This window comes from Helicobacter sp. MIT 99-5507, assembly GCF_003364295.1.
Classification (GTDB): domain Bacteria; phylum Campylobacterota; class Campylobacteria; order Campylobacterales; family Helicobacteraceae; genus NHYM01.
Window position 1 is genome coordinate 240,421 of record NZ_NXLO01000004.1, and the last position, 20,954, is coordinate 261,374.

Sequence of the window (20,954 nt, forward strand, 5' to 3'; positions counted from 1 at the left end):
AAGTGATTAGAATTTTTATTATTTGTTTATTTTTTGATCTAGCATTTGGTTATATTGCAGATAAAGATAATTATATGCAAAGTCAATATTATAATGAGCTTGATTTAATTAATCGCTACATTAAAGATAATCCTTGGATATTAAAATATAAAAATTATAACGAATACAATTCCGCATACAACGAAATGATTGATATTGAAAAAAAAATAGAATCCTTAAAAAAGCTTCCATCTACAAAACAAATACAAAATGAAATACATTCCTTAGAACAAAAATATTATACAATCAAGCGTCAAGAAGAATTACTTCATAATTATAAAAATGAACCATACAAGGATTTGATTACTCCACAAAGTGGGCTAGAGATTCCAAATATTACTAATCCTTTTTTAATTACAGCTGGATTTTCATATATAAAAAATCTAAAAGCTCAAATCGAAGTTATTGATAATAATCTATCAATCTTAGATGTTCTGCTTGATAAATTGCATAGAAAAGTAGAAATATTAGAAACAATAAAAGATGCAAATGAATTAAAAGAAACAAAAAAAACACTCTTAGAGCTAGAATCTACAAGCAAGATTCTAAATGTCTATGTAGATATTTTTAAGAAAAATGCAAATAATGATATTCAAAAAGTTCAGCAAGAAATAAAAAGTGAATTTTTAAAACTTCTTTATATTGCAGTGGCGATTGCAGCTATCGTGCTTATTGCCTTTATTGTAAAATTGATTTTAAAAATCTATGTCCAACGAAGCGAAAGCACAAAAACTTACACAATAAACAAGCTTGTAAATTTTATAAATCTTAGCATTATTGTGTTTATTTTAGTTTTTGCATATATAGAAAATGTCACATATATCGTTGCAATCATTGGTTTTGTATCTGCTGGTCTTGCTATTGCTATGAAAGATTGGTTTATGTCTTGTCTTGGATATTTAGTAATTGTTGGCGGTGGAAGTATAAAGTCTGGAGATAGGATTCGCGTAGTAAAAGATAATACCACTTATGTAGGCGATGTTATTGATATATCAATGCTTAGAATCACAATTTATGAAGATGTCACATATACATCTTATGCAGAAAATAGACGTGCAGGTAGGATTATATTTATTCCAAATAATTTTATTTTTACAACGATGATTTCAAATTATTCTCATTCTGGAATGAAGACGGTTTGGGATGGTATAGATATCACTATCACATTTAATAGCAATTATAAAAAAGCACTTATTCTTGCAAGTGATATTGCTAAAAAATATTCCAATGGATATACACAAACTGCTAGAAAACAGCTAAATAAATTAAAAATTGAATATTCCATACGAGATTTAAATGTTGAACCTAGAGTATTTAGTTTTATTGTGCCAAATGGAATTAGAATTTCAATTTGGTTTCAAACAAATTGTTATGCAACTTTGATGCTAAATAGTGTAATTTCTGGAGCAATAATTGAGGCATTTAATAAAGAAGATGATATTGAAATATCATATCCAACAACAACAGTGATTTCAAAAGATAAAAACTTAGCAGTTGGTGCAGGAGTAAATAATGAAGGTCTTTTTTAAGACATTTGGTTGCAGGACAAATATATTTGATACACAAGTAATGATTGAGAATTTGCAATCATTTTTGCTTGTAAATAATGAAGCTGAAGCAGATATCATTGTGATTAATTCTTGCACCGTTACAAATGGTGCTGATAAGGATGTAAAAGATTATATTTCAAAAATCCAAAAGTTGAATAAAAAGATATTTTTTACAGGTTGTGCTTTAAATAGTGTGGGAAAAATTGCATTTGATAATGAAAAGATATTTGGCGCATTTGGTCATAGTAGCAAGGAAAATATAGAAAGTTTGCTAAAAAAGCCAAAACGATTTTTTATAGAAAATGATTTATCTCACAAAGATTCTACTATTGTTGGTGATTTTGCAAATAAAATAAGAGGATTTATAAAAGTGCAAGAAGGTTGCAATTTCAAATGTTCTTATTGCATTATTCCACAAGTGCGGGGAAAATCAAGGAGTTATGATAGGGATAAAATATTATCTCAAGTGCAAAAATTAGTAGATAATGGAGTAAGTGAGATAGTGCTAAGCGGGACAAATCTAGGCAGCTATGGCAAGGAAGATAAATACACTTTAGCACAATTAATAATTGATATTTCAAAAATATCTGGCATAAAGCGGATACGATTAGGTAGCCTAGAGCCTTCCCAAATTAAAGATGATTTTTTAGAGATTCTAGATTCTAAGTTTTTGGAGAGACATTTGCATATCGCATTGCAACATACAAATGATATTATGTTAAAAGCTATGAATAGAATAAATAGATTTGATAAAGATTTAAAATTATTTGAAAGTATAGCAGATAAAGGTTTTGCACTTGGTAGTGATTTTATCGTAGGATTCCCAGGAGAGAGTGAAGAAATATTTGATGATATGATAAAAAAAATAGAAATGCTTCCTTTGACACATATCCATGCTTTTATATATTCTCCTCGCAATAATACAATGGCAGCAAAACTAAAAATAGATGTTTCTAAAGGTATGGCAAAAGAGAGATTGCATAAAATAAAAGATATTATTTCATCAAAAAATAAAGCTTTTAGAGAAAATAAAATGCCACTTGATGTTTTAGTTGAAAGCAAAAAGGGTGATTTTTATTATGGATTAGATCAGTTTTATAATAGAATTAGGATTAAAAGTGACAAATCTTTATATTCTAAATGGATTGTAATTGATGATTACAAGATAGAACAGGATATCAACTATGCAGAAATCTAAAAACTTAGTCATTATTATTGTTGGACTTATTTTAATTGTTTTGCTTGGAGGGATTTTATTTACTCGTGATAACAATATCTTAATAACCAATGATGAGCTAAATAATATTCTCTTAACAAAAGAAATCCAAAAAGTATCTATTGATGATAGTTATTTATATATTATCACGGATTCTAATGCTTATAAAATTGCAAAAGATTTAGTGGATTTAAAAAGTCTAGATAGCATCGCAATTGAAGTAAAAAAACCATTTATGTTTGATAGAATCTTAGCTAGTCTTGGTGTTTTTGTCATTTTATTGCTTGGTTTTGCAGTATTACTTAGTGCTATAACAAGAACATTTAAAAAGCCTAAACCAAAGGAAGCAGCAAAAGAAACTCAAATCCAAACATCAAATCAAATCAATATAGAATCTAATTTTAATAAAGTATCAAATATCAAAAATATAAAATTTGATGATATTGCAGGAATAAAAGAAGTAAAAGATGATTTATTTGAAATCATTGACTATATAAAGAATCCAAAAAAATATCAAGATATGGGAATCCATCTTCCAAAAGGCATTTTACTTGTTGGACCGCCGGGTGTAGGTAAAACAATGATAGCAAAAGCAATAGCAAATGAAGCAAATGTCCCATTTTTTTATCAAAGTGGTTCATCTTTTGCACAAATTTATGTAGGAATGGGTGCAAAACGCGTAAGAGAGCTATTTTTTGTAGCAAAAGCAAGTGCTCCAAGTATCATTTTTATTGATGAAATTGATGCAGTTGGTAAAGCTAGAGGTGAAAATAGAAATGATGAGAGAGAAACTACACTAAATCAGCTTTTAACAGAAATGGATGGCTTTGAAGATAGTAGTGGAGTTATTGTTGTTGGTGCTACAAATAGGATAGAAGTGCTAGATTCTGCTTTGCTTAGAGCAGGTAGATTTGATAGAAGGCTTTATATTGATTTACCAGATTTTGATGAAAGAAAGAAAATCATTGAACTTTATCTAAAAGATAAAGAGCATAAAGTTGATATAGATGAGATAGCAAGGCAAAGTGTTGGTTTTAGCGGTGCCGCTATCGCTTCGCTTGTAAATGAAGCCTCACTCAATGCTTTAAGAAAAAATTCTAAAGTCATTGAAAATGATGATTTTTATTTATCTCACTCAAAAATTGAAAGTGGAATAAAAAAACAGCTAAGTTTTAGCGAGGAAGAAAAACAAGTCCTATCCCTTTATCAAGCTGCAAAAGCTATTAGTGCATATTGGTGTGATATTGACTTTGATAAGATTACTTTGCTTGGGGATGGTATCAAAAAAAATGATAAAAATATATTATCAAAAAGTGATTTAACAAATATGATAAAAGTTGCATTAAGCGGTAGCGTAGTGCTAGAAATGAATATGGGAGAATCTTATACAAATTGCAAAGACGATATAAGGATTGCAAAACAAATTGCATTTGAGATGAGTCAAGATTATGCGATGATGGGTAGAATAATGGCAGATTCTAGTGATGTAGAATCTGAATTGCAAAATATAAAAAGTGAATTGCAAATATTTTTTAATAGTGCAAAAGGGATTTTAAGAGAAGTTCAAGCCATACTGCTAAAAAATGAAAAAATCACAAAAGAAGAATTAAGGGAAATATTAAAAGAAGGCATATTTATTGAGTGAGTTTTTTGGAGGATTTGCATTGAAAGATGATTTGAATCTATTTGCAAATCTTTTAGATAGCTTTGAAATAACACTAAATCAATATGATGTTTGCGGCTTTGGCTATGGCTCTAAGAGAGCGTTAGATTATGTGCTAAATTGCAATAGTCGCATAAATAGACTCATATTATTATCACCTGCTTTTTTTAACAATAAAGATTCTGCTTTTTTGGATTCTCAAATAGAATATTTTAGTAAAAATAAAGAGCTTTATTTAAAGCATTTTTATGAAAATATTGGATTTGATGGATTGTATAGATTTAATAGTGATGTCTCTGTGAGAGATTTAAGGGCTTTTTTTGAATTTAGTTTCAATGAAGTTGATTTATTTAGAATTTGCAATAGAGGCATTAAGATTATAGTTTTTTTAGGTGGCAAAGATAAAATCATAGATTCTACTAATGCTATGGAGTTTTTTAAAAATTTTGGTATTGTTTATTTTATAAAAGAAGCAAATCATTTATTAAGGATAGAAAAATGAATATTGACCTACATAATCATACAAAAAGATGCAATCACGCTATTGGTGAAAGCTATGAATACATAGAATCTGCAATTAATTGCAATACTGATATATTTGGATTTGCCTGCCATGCACCTATGAAATTTGATGAAAAATATCGTATGCAATTTTGTGAGATAGATGACTATATCAAAGAGGTAAAAGATTTAAGAGAGCAATATAGAGATAAAATTGATATTAAAGTTGGATTTGAAGTTGATTATATCAATAAAAAAGAATATTTGATAGAAAAAAAAGTATTAGATTCTAGTGTGGATTATTTGATTGGTTCGGTGCATTTTTTGAATAATTGGGGTTTTGATAATGAAGAATTTATCGGTATCTATAAAAGTATAAATATCAATGATGCGTGGATTGAATACCTAGAATCTATTTCAAATATGGCTCAAAGTGGGCTTTTTGATATTGTCGGACATTTTGATTTATTTAAGATTTTTAATAATCCTCCAAGCAAGAATCTAAAAAATAATATCATCAAAACCTTAGAATCTATCAAAGATAATAATATGGTGCTTGAGATAAACTCTGCTGGATTTAGGAAAAATATAGGCGAGATGTATCCAAGCAAGGAGATTTTAGAGCTTGTATTTACGCTAGATATTCCTATTACATTTAGCAGTGATGCACATAATCCAAATCAAGTTGGCTTTAAAAGAGATGAATGTAAGGCTATTGCAAAAGATATAGGATTTAAAAAAGTTGCAAGTTTTAAAGATAGAAAAATAGAATTTTATGATTTCTAAGTCGCCAAAAAAATTTGGAGGCGACTTAGAAGTCTTAGAATTTCACTGCTCCAGTTGTAGCAAGTGGGATAATTCTATTTGAACCACTTGGATAAGATTCTTTTAGAGATTTACAGAATGTTCCCCCATTATTACCTCCAGTAGTAGTTGCAGATATTCGGTTTGGATCAAATGTTAGGTTTCCTGTAGTTGTATCTAAAATAATTATAGCCCCACATCCGCCAGTTTGCGCTCCTTGAGCATTTTGTACATTTCCAAGTGGCTCGATTCCTTTAGTATTACTACCATTTACGGTCCATCTACCTCGATCAAGTCCTCCTGTATCTATCATCCAATCACCCCATGAACTAAATCCAGTAGGAGTTGATGCTGTAGGGTCTAGATTTTCTGCAAAAACTCTTGCAGGGATTGCTTTTAATACAGAAGCAATATCACTTCTTGCCATTGCCACTTGTGCATCTGTCCTTGTTGTTACGAATCTAGGCACAGCAACAGCAGCAAGCACACCTAAAATAACGATAACAAATACTAACTCAATCATTGAAAAACCATTTCTTTTCATTTTCTTTCCTTTTTAAAAAGATTTCTTAAATCCATTAGGATAAAAGTTAATGAAATTTAAACATTTTTTTTTTGAATATTTCCTTAAAGCCTAAAATATAATGCCTATTTGAATGCTTGAGAGACCATTTTTCTTCTCAAATATGCAATCTTACTTTGCAATGGTAGCTCTTTTGGGCAGAAATCTTGACATGCCATTAAAGACATACAGCCAAATACACCATCATCATTACCAATTAATTCATAGAAATCTTCATCGCTTCTATTATCGTGAGGATCTAACATAAATCTTGCAACTCTATTTAATCCAGCAGCACCTACAAAATCATCTCTCATTAATTTCGTAGCACACCCTGCCACACAACAACCGCATTCAATACATCTATCAAGCTCAAATACCTCATCTGCAACACTAGGCTCGATTGGTTCTTCTAGTTTTGATATATCATGTTCTTTATTTGAGTGAATCCAGCCTTCAACTCTTTTTGTCATTCCCTCAAACCATATACCAGTATTTACAGATAAATCTTTTATGAGTTTAAATGCAGGAAGTGGAGCTAGAGTGATTATTCCATCTTCATAGTCTTTTGTTAGTGTTCTGCAAGCAAGTTTTGGTTGTCCATTTATCATCATGGCACAACTACCGCAGATTCCAGCTCTACATACAAAGTCAAAGCTCAAATTTGCATCTTGATTCTCTCTAATCATAGTCAATGCGATAAATATAGTCATAGAATCTGTTTCTTCTAGTTTATATTCCTTGAAATGTGGTTTATAAACTGCACTTTGAGGATCGTATTTTAATGCTCTTATTGTAATTATTCTCCCACTCATTTGTCATCTCCTAATCTTTGATTTTTAGCTTTATAGTGTGGTTGTAATTCAAAATACATCAATGCATTTTGGATTTCATATCTATCCTTGTTAGCTGCTTGCAATTCTTGTGTGATTTTATCTACTTCTGCTTGACGCACTGCACTTTTTGGATTTTCTATTATATTTCCTTTTGCACCATATCCTCTATATCCTGGTGGAATTTCCATCTTATCTATATCTAAGTCTTCGTATTCTATTGTTGGTGCATTGTCATTTTTATCTTTCCATGATGCAAGTGTTCGTTTTAGCCAATCTTTATCATCTCTTTTTGGGTAGTCTTCTCTAGTATGTGCCCCACGACTTTCTGTCCTATTTAGAGCACCTTTTGCTACACATAGTGCAATTTTAAGCATTTTAGGCACTCTATATGCTTCTTCTAATTCTGGATTGCAATGCATATGTTTATTTGAGATCCCTATATTTTTACTTCTTTTATATAGCTCTACTAATTCATCATACGCTTCTTGAAGCATCTTTCCTTCTCTAAAGATTCCAACTTTATCATCCATTATTTTTCGCATTGCATTTTTAATTTCAAATACATTTTCATTACCATTTGAATTTATGATATCTTCTAAATATTTTTGCTCTTCATTGATGAATTTTTCTATTGTATTTGTTTTTATATCCATTGTTTTACTTGCACAATAATCACTAAAATAATCACCAATAATCATACCTGATACAACAGCTTCGCTTACAGAGTTTCCACCCAGTCTATTAAAGCCATGTAAATCCCAGCATGATGATTCGCCTGCTGCAAATAAGCCTTTTAAGTTTGTATGTCCTTGATAATCTGTCCTAATACCACCCATAGAATAATGCTGCATCGGTCTAACTGGTGCCCATTGTTTTGTGACATCAATACCTGCAAAAATCTTACAAATATCATATACATCTCGTAGATTTTTGTGTATGTGAGATTCCCCAAGTATAGATATATCTAGCCATATATGATCACCATAAGGAGATTTTGCACCTTTACCTTTTCTTATGTGTTCTACCATTCTTCTACTTACAACATCTCTACTTGCTAGATCTTTTTTCTCTGGCTCATAATCTGGCATAAATCTATAACCATCTGCATCTCTTAATACTCCGCCATCGCCTCTACAACCTTCAGTAAGTAAGATTCCACTTGGCACAAGTGGAGTAGGGTGGAATTGCACAGCTTCCATATTTCCAAGTTTTGCAATACCTGTTTCTAATGCTATTGCAGCACCTACACCATTACATATCACAGCATTTGTAGTGTTTTGATAGATTCTGCCATATCCACCTGTTGCTATCATAGTCCCTTTTGCAATATATGCTGATAGCTCGCCAGTGATCAAATCTCTAACTATTGCTCCATAGCATACGCCATCTTCATAAATGATTTTTATAGCTTCTTTTCTGTCTCTTATATCAACATTATTTTTTATTGCTTCATTTGCAACTGCATACAACATTGAGTGTCCTGTAGCATCTGCAGTATAACAAGTTCTCCATTTTTTTGTTCCGCCAAAATCTCTTGAATGAATATATCCATGTCTAAAATCTTCTTCTTCAATGATTGTTTTTTGCGCATTTATGATAGCTTCTCTTTTTCCTTTTTGGATTCTACTCCAAGATACACCCCAAGTAGCAAGCTCTCTAATGGCTTTTGGTGCTGTTGTAACAAACATTCTAGCTACATTTTGATCACAACCCCAATCGCTTCCTTTTACTGTATCCATAAAGTGTAAGTCTTCATTATCACCATCACTCATTTTTGAATTTCCAAGACTAGCTTGCATACCACCTTGTGCAGCAGCAGAGTGACTTCTTTTTACTGGCATAAGACTTAAGACAATTGTATTTAATCCTCTTTTTTTGCACTCTATTGAAGATCTAAGTCCTGCTAATCCACCACCAATAATTAGTGCATCACAATATACTATATTCATTTATTCCCCCTAATTTCTTTATCTCCCATTTCATGAACCATCATATAATTAATATCTTTTTCTAAATTTAATCCATTTTTAATATATGCAGCATATGTTGCTAATCCTAGAATAATAAAAAATACGCTTAGAGCTATTTTTAGATTTCTAAGTCTTTTTAATGTGATTTCTGGTGTTTTTGCTTCAAACCATCCCCATTTAACTGCAAGTCTATACAATCCAATAGAACCATGCAATTCCACTGCAAATAATAATATTAGATATAGAATCCAAAAATGTTGATGAACAAATCTAAATGATGACCCAATGGAGCCTATTGTTTGAGGTTGAGTCATGACTATATATAAATGCACGCTTCCTAAGAAAAACATTGCAAAACCTGTATATGCTTGTATCACCCAAAGTGTTGTATCACTATGTCTAAGACTATCTTTGTGTGCTTTAAGCCTAATGTATTGTCTATAATTAATTGGAAATTTCCTCATTGCAAGTAATGCGTGTAGTATAAATATAAAAAATACTATAAATGCAATAATTGATACTACAAATGGATATCCTTTTCCATCACTGCTCAAAAAATCAAGCTCAAAAAATCTTGATACTTTATCCATAGCCTCATTGCTAATTAAAATTGTTGATACAAAAAACATATGAGCCATCATGAATAAAGCAAGAAATAATCCTGTTGCGCTTTGCAGATAATCTAGCAAAGCAGGCATTCTGCTTGCTCTATTTTGTTTTGATATCCCAGTGTAGCTTTCAATTACTCTATTGTCCAAATCGCTTTGTTGCATACATCTCCCCCTTTATTGTTATTTTTATGTAAGTGAATATATTTTATCACTAAAAATGCAAAAATAGATTTAAATACATTATAAAACAGAATTTATTCTGTAATATTGTCCATAATTAAAGTAGTTTTTGAAAGTCTAGTTTTATCAAAATGTGTGTAGATTCTAGAAGTTGTGATACTTGAATGTCCAAGAGCTTCTTGCACAAGCACCAAATCAAGACTTTTTTGATACAAAAGTGTTGCAAATGAATGCCTAAGCATATGAGCTCCATTTTTTTCTTTTCTAATTCCAGCAAAAGTTAAAATATTTTCTACACTTCTACTTACATAAGCTTGTGTTAGAATCTTGTTTTTAAAGTTACAAAATATATATTCGCTATCTAGTTGCATAGAATCTTTTTGTATTTTCCAATTTTGTAACAATTCTTGTATATGTTTTTTTAAAATCATTACTATTCTAGGTTTATTTCCTTTTCCACGCACTTGTAAAATGTAGTTGTTTTCATCTTCGCTAATATCTTTGTATTTTAAATTGAGTGCTTCAGATACACGGATTCCAGTGTATATGATAGTTTTTATAATTAATTGATTTCTATTTTTAACTTTTGGTGAAAATGGATAATCATCTATTGCATTAAGGAATCTTTTGAGTTCATCTTCATTCATAAATGATGGTAATTTTTCTGCACTTTTTCCACGAATATCACCAATATTTTTTAGTTCAATATTAAATATATATGATTTTCCATTTTCATCTTCATTTTGCTTATCAATAAAACCAAAAAAACCAATAACCACAACTCGATGATTCTTTTTGCTAGCATTGCTTAGACTACTACAAGCTACAGCGATAAAATCTCGTAATATCTCTTCATCAATTTCTCTCATACTTGCAAAACCAAATGTTTGTAAATATGAAAATAATTTTAACAATGGATTTGCATATGTATTTATCCCAATCAGTCCATTATTGCGGACTTCTTTTAATAATGTCTGGAGTTGTTCTACATTTTTTATCCCGAATCTTAAACTTTTCATCGTTTGATTTAGGATTTCTTTATTTTTTACATTTCTTGATGATAAGGTTGCTACTTTGCTATGTAAAAATCGCTCTATCCAAAATAGTAATGTTTCATCAAAAGTATCTTTAAAGTCGATGCTATAACGCAATTTTGTAATCCTTTTAGAATCTTATATTTTAAATACTATTGGATTAAATGCTTTTGTAGATACTAAAATCTCATCTCCTATTTTGTATTGTGAGGCATCATTATCCATAGTAATTGTTGCTATATTATTGTTGATTAGCAATTTCACTATGAAAATTATACCATTTTGCTTAATATCAATTATTTTGGCACTAAAGCTAAATTTTGAACTTATATTATTATTTGCAAAAATAATATTTGCATCACCATCGTTTATAATCTTTCCATTTTTTAAATGCAAGATTCTATTTGATAGCTTAAAAATTTCGCTTATATCGTGGCTTACTATAATCGTAGTTAATTTGAAATATTTATGAAGTCTAATAATTTCATCTTGAAGTATTAAACGCATATCATTATCTAATGCACTTAGTGGTTCATCAAGTAGTAGAATCTTGCTTTTATACACTAATGCTCTAGCTAATGCTACTCTTTGTTTTTGTCCGCCAGAGAGCTTGTTTGGCTTTGTGTGTTTTAGATTATCTAATTGCATGAGATTTAATATCTCATCAACTCTATATCTTTGTTTTTTACTTTCCAAGCCAAAGCAGAGATTTTGATATACATTTAGATGTGGAAATAATGCATAGTCTTGAAACACAAAGCCAATTTTGCGTTTTTGTGGAGCTAGATTTATTTTTTTATCACTATCAAACCATATTTCATTATCAACGATAATTTTTCCAGAATCTGGCATATCAAGTCCGCTTAAGATTCTAAGCAATGTCGTTTTTCCTGCACCACTTTGCCCAAATATACTCAAAAATGTGTATTCTTGAATTTTAGTATTTACTTCTAATGTGATTTTGCCATTTTGGGTATTTAGAGATTTTTTTATATCTATTTCTATCATCATTTATGCTTTTAGATATTTTTTGTTTATATAAAAAATTGCAAATAAAAGAATAAAAGTAATACTAAATAAAGATAGGGAATATTGATGTGCAAGCTTTGTATTTAGACTCTCTACTTCATCATAAATTGCGATACTTGCAACTCTAGTCTCTCCTGCAATATTGCCTCCAATCATCATTACTACACCAAATTCACCGATTGTATGCACAAAGCTAGTGATTGCTCCAAGTAATAAGCTTGATTTTATATTTGGCAATAATACAAAAAATAATGTATAGAATCTTCCTTTGCCAAGAGTATAACTTGCTTCTTTTAGTGATAATGGAAGATTTTTAAATCCATCTTTTATTGGATTTACCATAAATGGTAGAGAGAAAATGATACTTGCAATAATAATTCCCTCAAAGCTAAAAACTAATTTTAAATTAAAACTATCTAATAGCCACGCTCCAAAAGCATTGCTTGGTGAGAAAGCTACAAGAAGGTAGAATCCAAGCACAGATGGAGGCAAAACTAAAGGCATCCAGATGATGACTTCTAATAATAATAGAATCTGTTTTTTGGAATAAGCAAGTATGTATCCCAAAAAAATTCCAATAGGTAGCAATATAAAAGTAGTAATAAATGAAACTCTAAAAGTGAGCAACATCGTTTCTATAAATGAAGATTCCATTGCTATCTTTTTATTAGATTAATATTGAAGCATTAATTCATTTGATTTTATAAACCAAATAAAACTATCCCCAATATTAATATTTAGCTCTTTTTTTGCTTCTTGTGTGATAAGTGAATTTATAGTCATTCCATAAAAATCAAAAGAGATTCTAGCAAATATAGAATCTTCTTCTATATTTAAGACTTTTCCTTCAAATTTATTTCTTGCACTTAAATTTACACTTTGTGTGTGTGCTACCATAACTTCACTTTCTTTAAATATGATATTGCATTCTAAGCCAATATCTATATTTTGCTTATCAAAATCAAGCATTAATACACTAAATATATTTTTATATTTATCTTGTAATTTTACGAATGCTACATTGTTTTCTTTTTTTATGTTAATTATTTTTGCTGGTATTGTATTCATGGTTTGCTATATCCGTAAGATTCAAATATTTTTTGTGCTTTATCTTCTAATATGAAACTTTTAAAATCATTTGCAAGTTTCGAATCTTTTCCATTTTTTGTAAGAACCATCGCCTGAAGTATTGGACTATAAGTATTTTCATCGATGATTAGATAATTTGCTTCTTTATCTTTTACTACCATAGATAATGCACTAAAACCAATATCGCTATTTCCAGATTTAACATATTGTGTAGCTTGTCCTATAGATTCTCCAAGAACAATTTTGTTTTCTATCTTGTCATATATTTTGATGTTTTCCATTGCCTGCATTGCAGCTACACCATAAGGTGCTAATTTTGGATTTGGTAAGGCAATATGTTTTATTTTGTAATCTTTTAATACATTAATAGAATCTATTTTCATATTTTTATCAATACTAAATAATATCAGCTTACCTTTTGCATAATTTATAGGCTTATCATCTGTTGCTTTTGAATCAAATAATTTTTGTGGATAACTTGTATCTGCTGCGATAAATAAATGCGCTGGAGAACCATTTACAATTTGATTATATGCTTTTCCTGATGAGATATAGTTGATATTTATATTGTCATTTTTTCTATCTTTTAGAAATTCTACTTTTATATCTTCTAATACATATTTTAAACTAGCTGCTGCTAATACCATAATATCTTCTGCTTTTACTTGCATAAATAATGCAATAAATGCCATAACAATAATGCTTTTTTTCATTAATGCGCCATCTTTTATTTGAAATATATAAAATTATATAATGATTTTTAGCAAATAGCAATTTTTAGATTATTATTTAGAATCTTTTTATATTTTAAAACTCACTTAATAAAGCTAAGGAGTTTTAAAATCAAGATTTTTGTCTTAAATTTTTAAATTATTTATTAAATTTTGTTATTAATATCTTTTTACCAAGCTCTACACCGGGCTGATCATAGGCATTTATATCCAGAATCTTTCCTACACAAGATGTCAAAAGCTCATAATAGATGACTAGCTCGCCTACGCATTTTTCATTTAGCTTTTTTATTTCTATATGGTCTGTTGGGATTCCTTCTTTTTGGATTGCTTCCATTGTAGAGATTTGTTGTTGTTGCAATAATAGGGCAAAACTCTTTCCATTTACAAAATTACAAGAATCTAAAAATTTTAATTTCAAATCTGGAATCTTTGGATTTATATAGCTTTTTTGTTCTAAACTCAAAAATGTAACAGTTTTATCCATCACGCCTTGGACTATTAGCTGCAAAAAGCTATGCTGATCAATACTACCAATGAGTGCTATTGGTGTAAGTCCTGTCTTTTTTCCAAAACTATTTAGCTTACCTAAGCTCTCTCCCCAAAGCTGGACATACCATGCATTAAAATCTTTAAATACGCTAGAGTATGAAAAAAGTATATTGATATTAAATTTATCTCTATTATTGCTTAAAAAAATTGCTTTTTTTAAAAGATGTTTTTCTTTAAAATTAAAAAATCTTTTAGAGAATTTTTTTGCCCCAAGTAGAAGGGATTGCACATCATATCCAAGTATCATAAGAGGCAATATCCCAATAGTGCTTAGCACAGAATATCTACCGCCTATATTTTTGTTTATTGTTAGTGTTTGGATATTTTGATATTTTCCAAAGTTATGAAGTGGTGAATTTTTATCTGTTATAAAACATAGATGTTGCTTGTTTTTTGAATTTTTTAAAAGATTATATCTATCTAATACATATTTCATAAGCGAAGAAGTCTCTATTGTAGTCCCTGATTTTGAAATCACGATAAATAAAGAAGATTCTAGTTTTACTTTTTTTAGTGATTTTTCTATTTTTATAGGGTCAGTGTGTTCTAAAAACTTTAGATTTATATTTTTTCTATATGGTAAATGAGAAAGCATAGAATCTATCGCTTTTAGTCCAAGAGAGCTTCCACCTATGCCAATTATGATTAGATTTTCTATATTTGATAATATTTTGGTATTTTCTTTTATATACTTTTTAGAATCTATTATGGCTTTATTTTCATAAGGTAGGTTAAAAAAGCCACTAATCTTAGAATCTCTTTCTTTGCACATGACATTATATAAAGCTTCAATAGATTCTTTTTTTATATAGTTTTCTAATTTTGTAAAATTTTGTCTAAACTTCAACATCTCTAATTATTCATCACATATATACTTAAATCAACCAATCTATTGCTATATCCTACTTCATTATCATACCAAGCTAGAATCTTTGCATTTATTTCATCAATTACGATTGTTTTATCAGGAATGATAATAGCACTATAAGGCGAACTTATAAAATCACTTGATACTCTTTTATCCAAATCATTTAAAATGATATTTTTCATCTCTCCATTTTGTGCTTCTATAAAAGCTTGATTAATAGATTCTATACTTGCTTTATTTAGCAATCTCACATTTAAATCAACCAAGCTTACATCAGGAGTTGGCACACGCACAGCAATGCCATTTAGTTTGCCACTTAGTTCAGGGATGACTTTGCCTATGGCTTTTGCTGCACCTGTGCTAGTTGGTATCATATTTAGGCTTGCTGCTCTTGCTCTTCTTATATCTTTGTGTTTTACATCTAAAACATTTTGATCATTTGTAAAGCTATGTATTGTAGTCATTAATCCAGATTCTATTCCAAATTTATTATGTAGTATTTTTACTATAGGTGCTAGGCAATTTGTAGTGCAAGAAGCATTTGAGATGATAGATTCGCCTTTATATTTATCATGATTGACGCTATATACATACATAGGGACATTATCGGCTGGTGCAGAGATAATTACTTTTTTTATGTCATCTTTTATATGAGATTGCGAGGCTTCAAGTGAATTAAATTTTCCTGTGCATTCTATAACGCATTTTGCTCCATATTTTGAAAAATCTAATTCATTTATATTTCTATTGCTAATTATTTTTACATTTTTGCTATTTCCAATAGATATTGTATTTTCATCTATTTTTTTTACATCAAAGCTTCCATCTATGCTATTCCCGCTAAAATCTATATGCACAGAATCATATTTTAATAAATGAACTAATGTATCAATAGTTGCTGTTGTATTTATCACTTTTAATTCTATATCATTTCTCTGCCCTATGATTCTAGCAGTGCAGATTCCAATTCTTCCTGTTCCATTGATTGCAAACATTGATCTCCTTTTTGTAGTAATATTTTCTTTAATTATAATGTATGTTTGCAATAATATACAATATAGAATCTTGCGTAAAAACACTTTATATCTATGAAATCATTAGGTAAATTGCACATTTTTTTGACTTTTTATTTGAAAAATAGCGATATTTTGGGATAGATTGCTTGCAAAATATAAAAATAATGTTATAATCCACGCTGTTCATAGGTACATAACTTATAAAATCACTAAGAAGGAGAATTTTATGAACAAAGCAGATTTTATTGATGTTGTAAAAAAAGTAGGTGGTTATGAGACTAAAAAAGAGGCAGAAAGAGCAATATCAGCATTTTCTAGTGCTGTAAAAAGCGTCTTATTAAAAAAAGATACTGTTGAATTAGTAGGTTTTGGTAAATTTGAAACTGCAGTTCAAAAAGCAAAAACTGGTAAGATTCCAGGAAGCACAAAAACTTATAAAACTAATGACAAAATGGTTCCTAAATTTAAGCCAGGTAAAGATCTAAAAGATGAAGTTGCTAAAATGAAAGTAACAAAAAAATAACCTTATTGCTTTTAATCTACAAGTTTATTCCCCAAGTTTAGATTCTAAACTTGGGGAATTTTATTTATGTCCCTATAGCTCAGCAGGATAGAGCACACGATTCCTAATCGTGAGGCCATTGGTTCGAATCCAATTGGGGACGCCACAATTATAAATCTTTCATAAAAATCTATTTTTAACTAAGATATAATTTCAACTTTTAGCTTTAGAATTTTAGGAGTTGCAATGCGTCTTGTCGATAGTTTTAAAAGAGATGGTGATTTTTTATTTAGATATAGAAGCTATCTACCGCTATTTATAATCCCATTTTTTATATTTACTTTGTTTGTTTATGGTTCTCCATTGTATCAAGAATATGATATGGGCGGTGAATATAATAATACTTTAATCATCTTTGCATTATTTGTTGGATTATTAGGACAATTAATTAGAATCTTGGTTGCTGGTTTTGTCCCAAAAGGCACTTCAGGAAGAAATACAAAAGCACAAATTGCTTCTGTGTTGAATACAAAAGGATTGTATTCAACTTGTAGAAATCCACTTTATCTTGGAAATTTTTTGATGATGTTAAGTCCTATTATTTTAGTAGGCAACTATCTATTGATTTTATCTTTTATACTAGCATTTTGGCTTTATTATGAGAGGATTATTTATAGTGAAGAGGCATTTTTGAGCGATAAATTTAAAGAGCAATATATAAATTGGGCAAATAAAACACCTTGCTTTATACCATCATTTAAAAATTACCAAAAAAGTGATATGGAATTTTCATTTAAATCTATGCTTAAACGCGAATATCATTCATTATTTGGACTTGCTTCATCATTGTTTATCGTGCATTATATTATCATTGCTGTTATTTCTAAAATGCAGATGCTAGTTCCTAATTTTATAATTAGTGCGTTTTTTGTAATTTCATTAGTTATTTATCTTATTTGTTTATTTTTGAGCAAAAAGACAAATGTATTATTTGCAGAAAATAGATAAAACTTTTTAAGTAAAAATAAAATAGAATCTTTTAAATGAAGTAAGCATACAAAGGAAAGAGATGTCAAAAAGTATAGAATTTATGCAAAATGTCAAAAGTCTAAAAGATATTGATATTGCAAATAAAAGAGTTTTAATTAGGGTAGATTTCAATGTGCCTATGGATTCTGATTTTAATATTTCAGATGATACTAGAATTAGAGAGGCTATACCAACTATTAATTATTGTATTGATAATGGAGCAGAGCATATTATTTTAGTTAGCCATCTTGGGCGTCCAAAAGGTAAAGATTCTAAATATTCACTAAAACATATTATAAAAAGATTAGAGCGATTGCTTGATAAATCTGTAGTTTTTTTGGAGAGAATAGAAAATTTTCCAAGTCTAGTTGCTACTTTGGATTCTAAGTCTATAATATTGCTTGAAAATATTAGATATTATGCAGGTGAAGAAAAAAATGATGAAAACCTATCAAGACAGCTTGCTAGCATTTGTGATGTATTTATAAATGATGCATTTGGCACAAGTCATAGAAAACATTCTTCTACTTATGGTATAGCAGAATTTGCAAAAGAAAAAGTCGCAGGTTTGTTACTAGAAAAAGAAATAAATTCTTTTTCTAAAGCACTTGCTAATCCTATGAAACCTGTATTATTAATAGTGGGTGGCTCAAAAGTGTCTTCAAAATTAGCACTTCTTAATAATATCTTAGATGTTGTAGATAAGATTATTATAGGCGGAGCGATGAGCAATACATTTTTAAAAGCTGTTGGCTATGATATGCAAAAATCTCTAGTAGAAGATGATTTGTTAGATGAAGCACTAAATATACTTCGCCATGCAAAAACAAAAAAAGTAAAGATATATCTTCCTGTTGATGTTGTTTCAACTGATAATATTAAAGAATCTAAACATATAAAAATCACGCCTGTGCAAGATGTGCCAGAGGATTATATGGTAGTTGATGTTGGTCCTGCAAGCAGCAAGCTTTTTGCGGAAGTTGTTAGAGATAGTAATACAATTATTTGGAATGGACCAATTGGAATCTATGAAATAGGAAATTTTTCAAGAGGAACATTCAATCTAGCACATCATGTAGCAGATACTTATGCTTTTAGTTTAATAGGTGGTGGTGATACAGCTGATGCGATAGATAAAGCAGGTGAGATAGATAATATGAGCTTTATATCAACCGGAGGTGGAGCATCACTAGAGCTTTTGGAGGGTAAGATTTTATCTGCATTTGAAGTTTTGGATAAAAAGTGAAAATTTAAGGCTACTTTTAGATGATACATATATTTGCAAAGCAAAATTCTATTGTTCAAAAAGAATTACATTATGATGGAGATGATATTTCTACAAAATCTATATTATGGCTTGATTTGCTAAATCCTACGATAGATGAAATATCTTATATATCTAGATTATATGAAATTGAGATTCCAACAAAAGAAGAAAGAGAAGAGATTGAGAGCTCTGCTAGATATTGGGAAGATAAGGATTCTATTACTATAAATACTCATTTTTTAATCAAACTAGGTGAAGAGAATCTAAAAGATGAGACAATAACATTTTTGCTATATAAAAACATACTCTTTACTATACGATATAGCGAATTTAAAATGTTTGATGAAATAGAGCTTAGAGTGCTTGCAAGCCCTAGAAATTTTGAAGATGGTTTTGATTTGATTTCAAAAATATTTGAAGTAAGAGTAGAAAAAGATGCGGATATGATAGAAAATTTTGCTAGAGATATTCGTTCTCTTAGAAAGGGTGTTTTTGAAAATATTTATGATTATAATGAGGTTTTAAGTAGATTATCAAATCTTCAAGAGATAAATACAAGACTTAGAGATTCTTTATTTGATAAAAGACGTGCGCTTACAGCACTGCTAAATAGCAATAAAGTAGATTTTGATGTAAAAACAAATATCACTATTGTAGTAAAAGATTTAAATTCACTTATTGATTTTTGTGTAGCTAATATGAATGCGCTTGATAATATCCATACATTATTTGCATCACAAATTAATATAGAACAAAATAGAACGATAAAAATTTTTACCGTTGCTACTGTCGTTATGATGCCTCCAACTTTAATTGGCACTATATATGGTATGAATTTTACTAATATGCCAGAGTTAAATACTACTTATGGATATCCAATAATATTGCTTGTTATGGTTATTTCGACAATTATTACATTAATTTATTTTAGAAAAAAAGGTTGGTTATAAAGGAGTTTTTATGGAAGTTATAGCTTCTATAATGGATTTTAGTTGGATATATTCACCTAGTGCTTGGGCAGCATTGATAACCTTGACTTTGCTAGAGATTGTCCTTGGTATTGATAATATTATTTTTATAGCGATTTTAGTTACAAGACTTCCAAAGTCTATGCGAGATAAAGCTAGGACTCTTGGACTTTTATTTGCTATGATAACTAGAATCTTGCTTCTTATGTCTATATTTTGGATTATGAAGCTTGTAGAGCCATTGTTTAGCGTATTTGGTGTAGAAATATCAGGAAAAGATTTAATACTTATTGGTGGTGGATTGTTTCTTATTTGGAAAAGCACAAAAGAAATCCACTCACAAATGCAACCTGAAGAAGAAGATTTGCATACAGCATATTCTGCAAAACTAGGTTTTTTTGGAGTTTTAATCCAAATTGCAATTTTGGATATAGTATTTTCATTAGATTCTGTGATAACTGCTGTTGGCATGGCTGAACATTTATTTATTATGATTATTGCAGTGATTATTGCAGTATTGATTATGATATTTGCTTCAAAATATATAGCAAAATTTGTAGATGAAAATCCTACGATAAAAATTTTGGCTTTGGCATTTTTAATTCTCGTTGGTGTTACGCTTATTGCTGAAGGTTTGGATTTTCATATCTCTAAAGGCTATATTTATTTTGCTATGGCATTTTCACTTGGTGTTGAATCCATTAATATTTATATTAGTAAAAAGAAAAAATCTAGATAAAATTATTTTAATCCTAGAATCTAGGATAAATTAAAAAAATAGAATTCATAAGAGAAGTATTTTAGATTCTAGCTTAAGCTAGAATCTAAAAGAAGGTTGTTTAGAATTTCACTGCTCCAGTTGTAGCAAGTGGGATAATTCTATTTGATCCACTTGGGTAAGATTCTTTTAGTGCTTTACAAAAAGTTCCTCCACTAC

At 29.5% G+C, this 20,954-nt stretch carries 21 protein-coding genes and 1 tRNA gene; 11 read left to right on the top strand and 11 right to left on the bottom strand.

Annotation, left to right across the window (positions count from 1 at the left end; all coding sequences use genetic code 11):
• Nucleotides 1-2: 2 nt before the first annotated feature.
• From CQA42_RS08035 to CQA42_RS08055, 5 genes are read left to right on the top strand one after another with little or no spacing between them, the layout of a single operon-like run.
• The gene (locus CQA42_RS08035) at nt 3-1,568 is read left to right on the top strand and encodes a mechanosensitive ion channel family protein (RefSeq protein ID WP_115584171.1); all 1,566 of its coding nucleotides are present in this window, start codon (nt 3-5) and stop codon (nt 1,566-1,568) included.
• Nucleotides 1,549-2,787: a tRNA (N(6)-L-threonylcarbamoyladenosine(37)-C(2))-methylthiotransferase MtaB gene (mtaB, locus tag CQA42_RS08040; protein ID WP_181881534.1), complete on the top strand. Its 1,239-nt coding sequence runs from the start codon at nt 1,549-1,551 to the stop codon at nt 2,785-2,787. The genes CQA42_RS08035 and mtaB overlap by 20 nt, the downstream gene beginning before the upstream one ends.
• Nucleotides 2,774-4,450, top strand: a complete 1,677-nt coding sequence (locus CQA42_RS08045; protein WP_115584173.1) for an AAA family ATPase — start codon at nt 2,774-2,776, stop codon at nt 4,448-4,450. The genes mtaB and CQA42_RS08045 overlap by 14 nt, the downstream gene beginning before the upstream one ends.
• Complete coding sequence (gene bioV / locus CQA42_RS08050; protein WP_115584174.1) at nt 4,443-4,970, top strand: pimelyl-ACP methyl ester esterase BioV; 528 nt, start codon at nt 4,443-4,445, stop codon at nt 4,968-4,970. The genes CQA42_RS08045 and bioV overlap by 8 nt, the downstream gene beginning before the upstream one ends.
• Nucleotides 4,967-5,755: a histidinol-phosphatase gene (locus CQA42_RS08055; protein ID WP_115584175.1), complete on the top strand. Its 789-nt coding sequence runs from the start codon at nt 4,967-4,969 to the stop codon at nt 5,753-5,755. Before bioV ends, CQA42_RS08055 begins: the two co-directional genes overlap by 4 nt.
• Nucleotides 5,756-5,789: 34 nt before the next feature.
• Here the strand turns inward: CQA42_RS08055 and CQA42_RS08060 are convergent, their stop codons facing one another.
• From CQA42_RS08060 to gap, 11 genes are all read right to left on the bottom strand, one after another.
• Nucleotides 5,790-6,317 (bottom strand): type II secretion system protein, encoded by a 528-nt coding sequence (locus CQA42_RS08060; RefSeq protein WP_115584176.1) that lies wholly within the window; start codon nt 6,315-6,317, stop codon nt 5,790-5,792.
• Nucleotides 6,318-6,421: 104 nt separating this feature from the next.
• Entirely contained in the window at nt 6,422-7,150 is a 729-nt protein-coding gene (locus tag CQA42_RS08065; protein WP_115584177.1) for a fumarate reductase iron-sulfur subunit, read from the bottom strand.
• On the bottom strand, nt 7,147-9,120 hold the full coding sequence (locus tag CQA42_RS08070) for a fumarate reductase flavoprotein subunit (protein ID WP_115584178.1): 1,974 nt from the start codon (nt 9,118-9,120) through the stop codon (nt 7,147-7,149). The genes CQA42_RS08065 and CQA42_RS08070 overlap by 4 nt, the downstream gene beginning before the upstream one ends.
• A complete protein-coding gene (locus CQA42_RS08075) occupies nt 9,117-9,914 on the bottom strand; it encodes a fumarate reductase cytochrome b subunit (protein WP_115584179.1) in 798 nt (265 codons plus the stop codon). Before CQA42_RS08075 ends, CQA42_RS08070 begins: the two co-directional genes overlap by 4 nt.
• Before the next feature lie 92 nt (nt 9,915-10,006).
• Complete coding sequence (locus CQA42_RS08080; protein WP_115584180.1) at nt 10,007-11,083, bottom strand: tyrosine-type recombinase/integrase; 1,077 nt, start codon at nt 11,081-11,083, stop codon at nt 10,007-10,009.
• 21 nt (nt 11,084-11,104) lie between these two features.
• The gene (locus CQA42_RS08085; RefSeq protein ID WP_115584197.1) at nt 11,105-11,974 is read right to left on the bottom strand and encodes an ATP-binding cassette domain-containing protein; all 870 of its coding nucleotides are present in this window, start codon (nt 11,972-11,974) and stop codon (nt 11,105-11,107) included.
• A gap of 3 nt (nt 11,975-11,977) precedes the next feature.
• Nucleotides 11,978-12,649, bottom strand: a complete 672-nt coding sequence (modB, locus tag CQA42_RS08090; RefSeq protein ID WP_181881529.1) for a molybdate ABC transporter permease subunit — start codon at nt 12,647-12,649, stop codon at nt 11,978-11,980.
• Nucleotides 12,650-12,667: 18 nt separating this feature from the next.
• Complete coding sequence (locus CQA42_RS08300) at nt 12,668-13,063, bottom strand: molybdopterin-binding protein (protein ID WP_181881530.1); 396 nt, start codon at nt 13,061-13,063, stop codon at nt 12,668-12,670.
• Nucleotides 13,060-13,797, bottom strand: coding sequence for a molybdate ABC transporter substrate-binding protein (gene modA, locus CQA42_RS08095; protein ID WP_115584181.1), 738 nt, complete (start codon nt 13,795-13,797; stop codon nt 13,060-13,062). The genes CQA42_RS08300 and modA overlap by 4 nt, the downstream gene beginning before the upstream one ends.
• Before the next feature lie 157 nt (nt 13,798-13,954).
• Entirely contained in the window at nt 13,955-15,217 is a 1,263-nt protein-coding gene (locus tag CQA42_RS08100; protein ID WP_115584182.1) for a glucose-6-phosphate isomerase, read from the bottom strand.
• Between the two features lie 2 nt (nt 15,218-15,219).
• Nucleotides 15,220-16,230, bottom strand: a complete 1,011-nt coding sequence (gene gap / locus CQA42_RS08105) for a type I glyceraldehyde-3-phosphate dehydrogenase (protein WP_115584183.1) — start codon at nt 16,228-16,230, stop codon at nt 15,220-15,222.
• A gap of 247 nt (nt 16,231-16,477) precedes the next feature.
• Between gap and CQA42_RS08110 the strand changes: the two genes are divergently transcribed.
• The 6 genes from CQA42_RS08110 to CQA42_RS08135 all read left to right on the top strand — a co-directional run bounded on the left by CQA42_RS08110 (nt 16,478) and on the right by CQA42_RS08135 (nt 20,756).
• Nucleotides 16,478-16,774 (top strand): HU family DNA-binding protein, encoded by a 297-nt coding sequence (locus CQA42_RS08110; protein ID WP_115584184.1) that lies wholly within the window; start codon nt 16,478-16,480, stop codon nt 16,772-16,774.
• Nucleotides 16,775-16,842: 68 nt separating this feature from the next.
• Nucleotides 16,843-16,919 (top strand) — tRNA-Arg (locus CQA42_RS08115).
• 80 nt (nt 16,920-16,999) lie between these two features.
• Entirely contained in the window at nt 17,000-17,761 is a 762-nt protein-coding gene (locus CQA42_RS08120) for an isoprenylcysteine carboxylmethyltransferase family protein (protein ID WP_115584185.1), read from the top strand.
• A gap of 61 nt (nt 17,762-17,822) precedes the next feature.
• Nucleotides 17,823-19,028, top strand: coding sequence for a phosphoglycerate kinase (locus CQA42_RS08125; protein WP_115584186.1), 1,206 nt, complete (start codon nt 17,823-17,825; stop codon nt 19,026-19,028).
• Between the two features lie 20 nt (nt 19,029-19,048).
• On the top strand, nt 19,049-19,999 hold the full coding sequence (corA, locus tag CQA42_RS08130) for a magnesium/cobalt transporter CorA (protein ID WP_115584187.1): 951 nt from the start codon (nt 19,049-19,051) through the stop codon (nt 19,997-19,999).
• A 10-nt stretch (nt 20,000-20,009) separates the two neighbouring features.
• On the top strand, nt 20,010-20,756 hold the full coding sequence (locus CQA42_RS08135) for a TerC family protein (protein ID WP_258865603.1): 747 nt from the start codon (nt 20,010-20,012) through the stop codon (nt 20,754-20,756).
• Nucleotides 20,757-20,954: the final 198 nt, after the last annotated feature.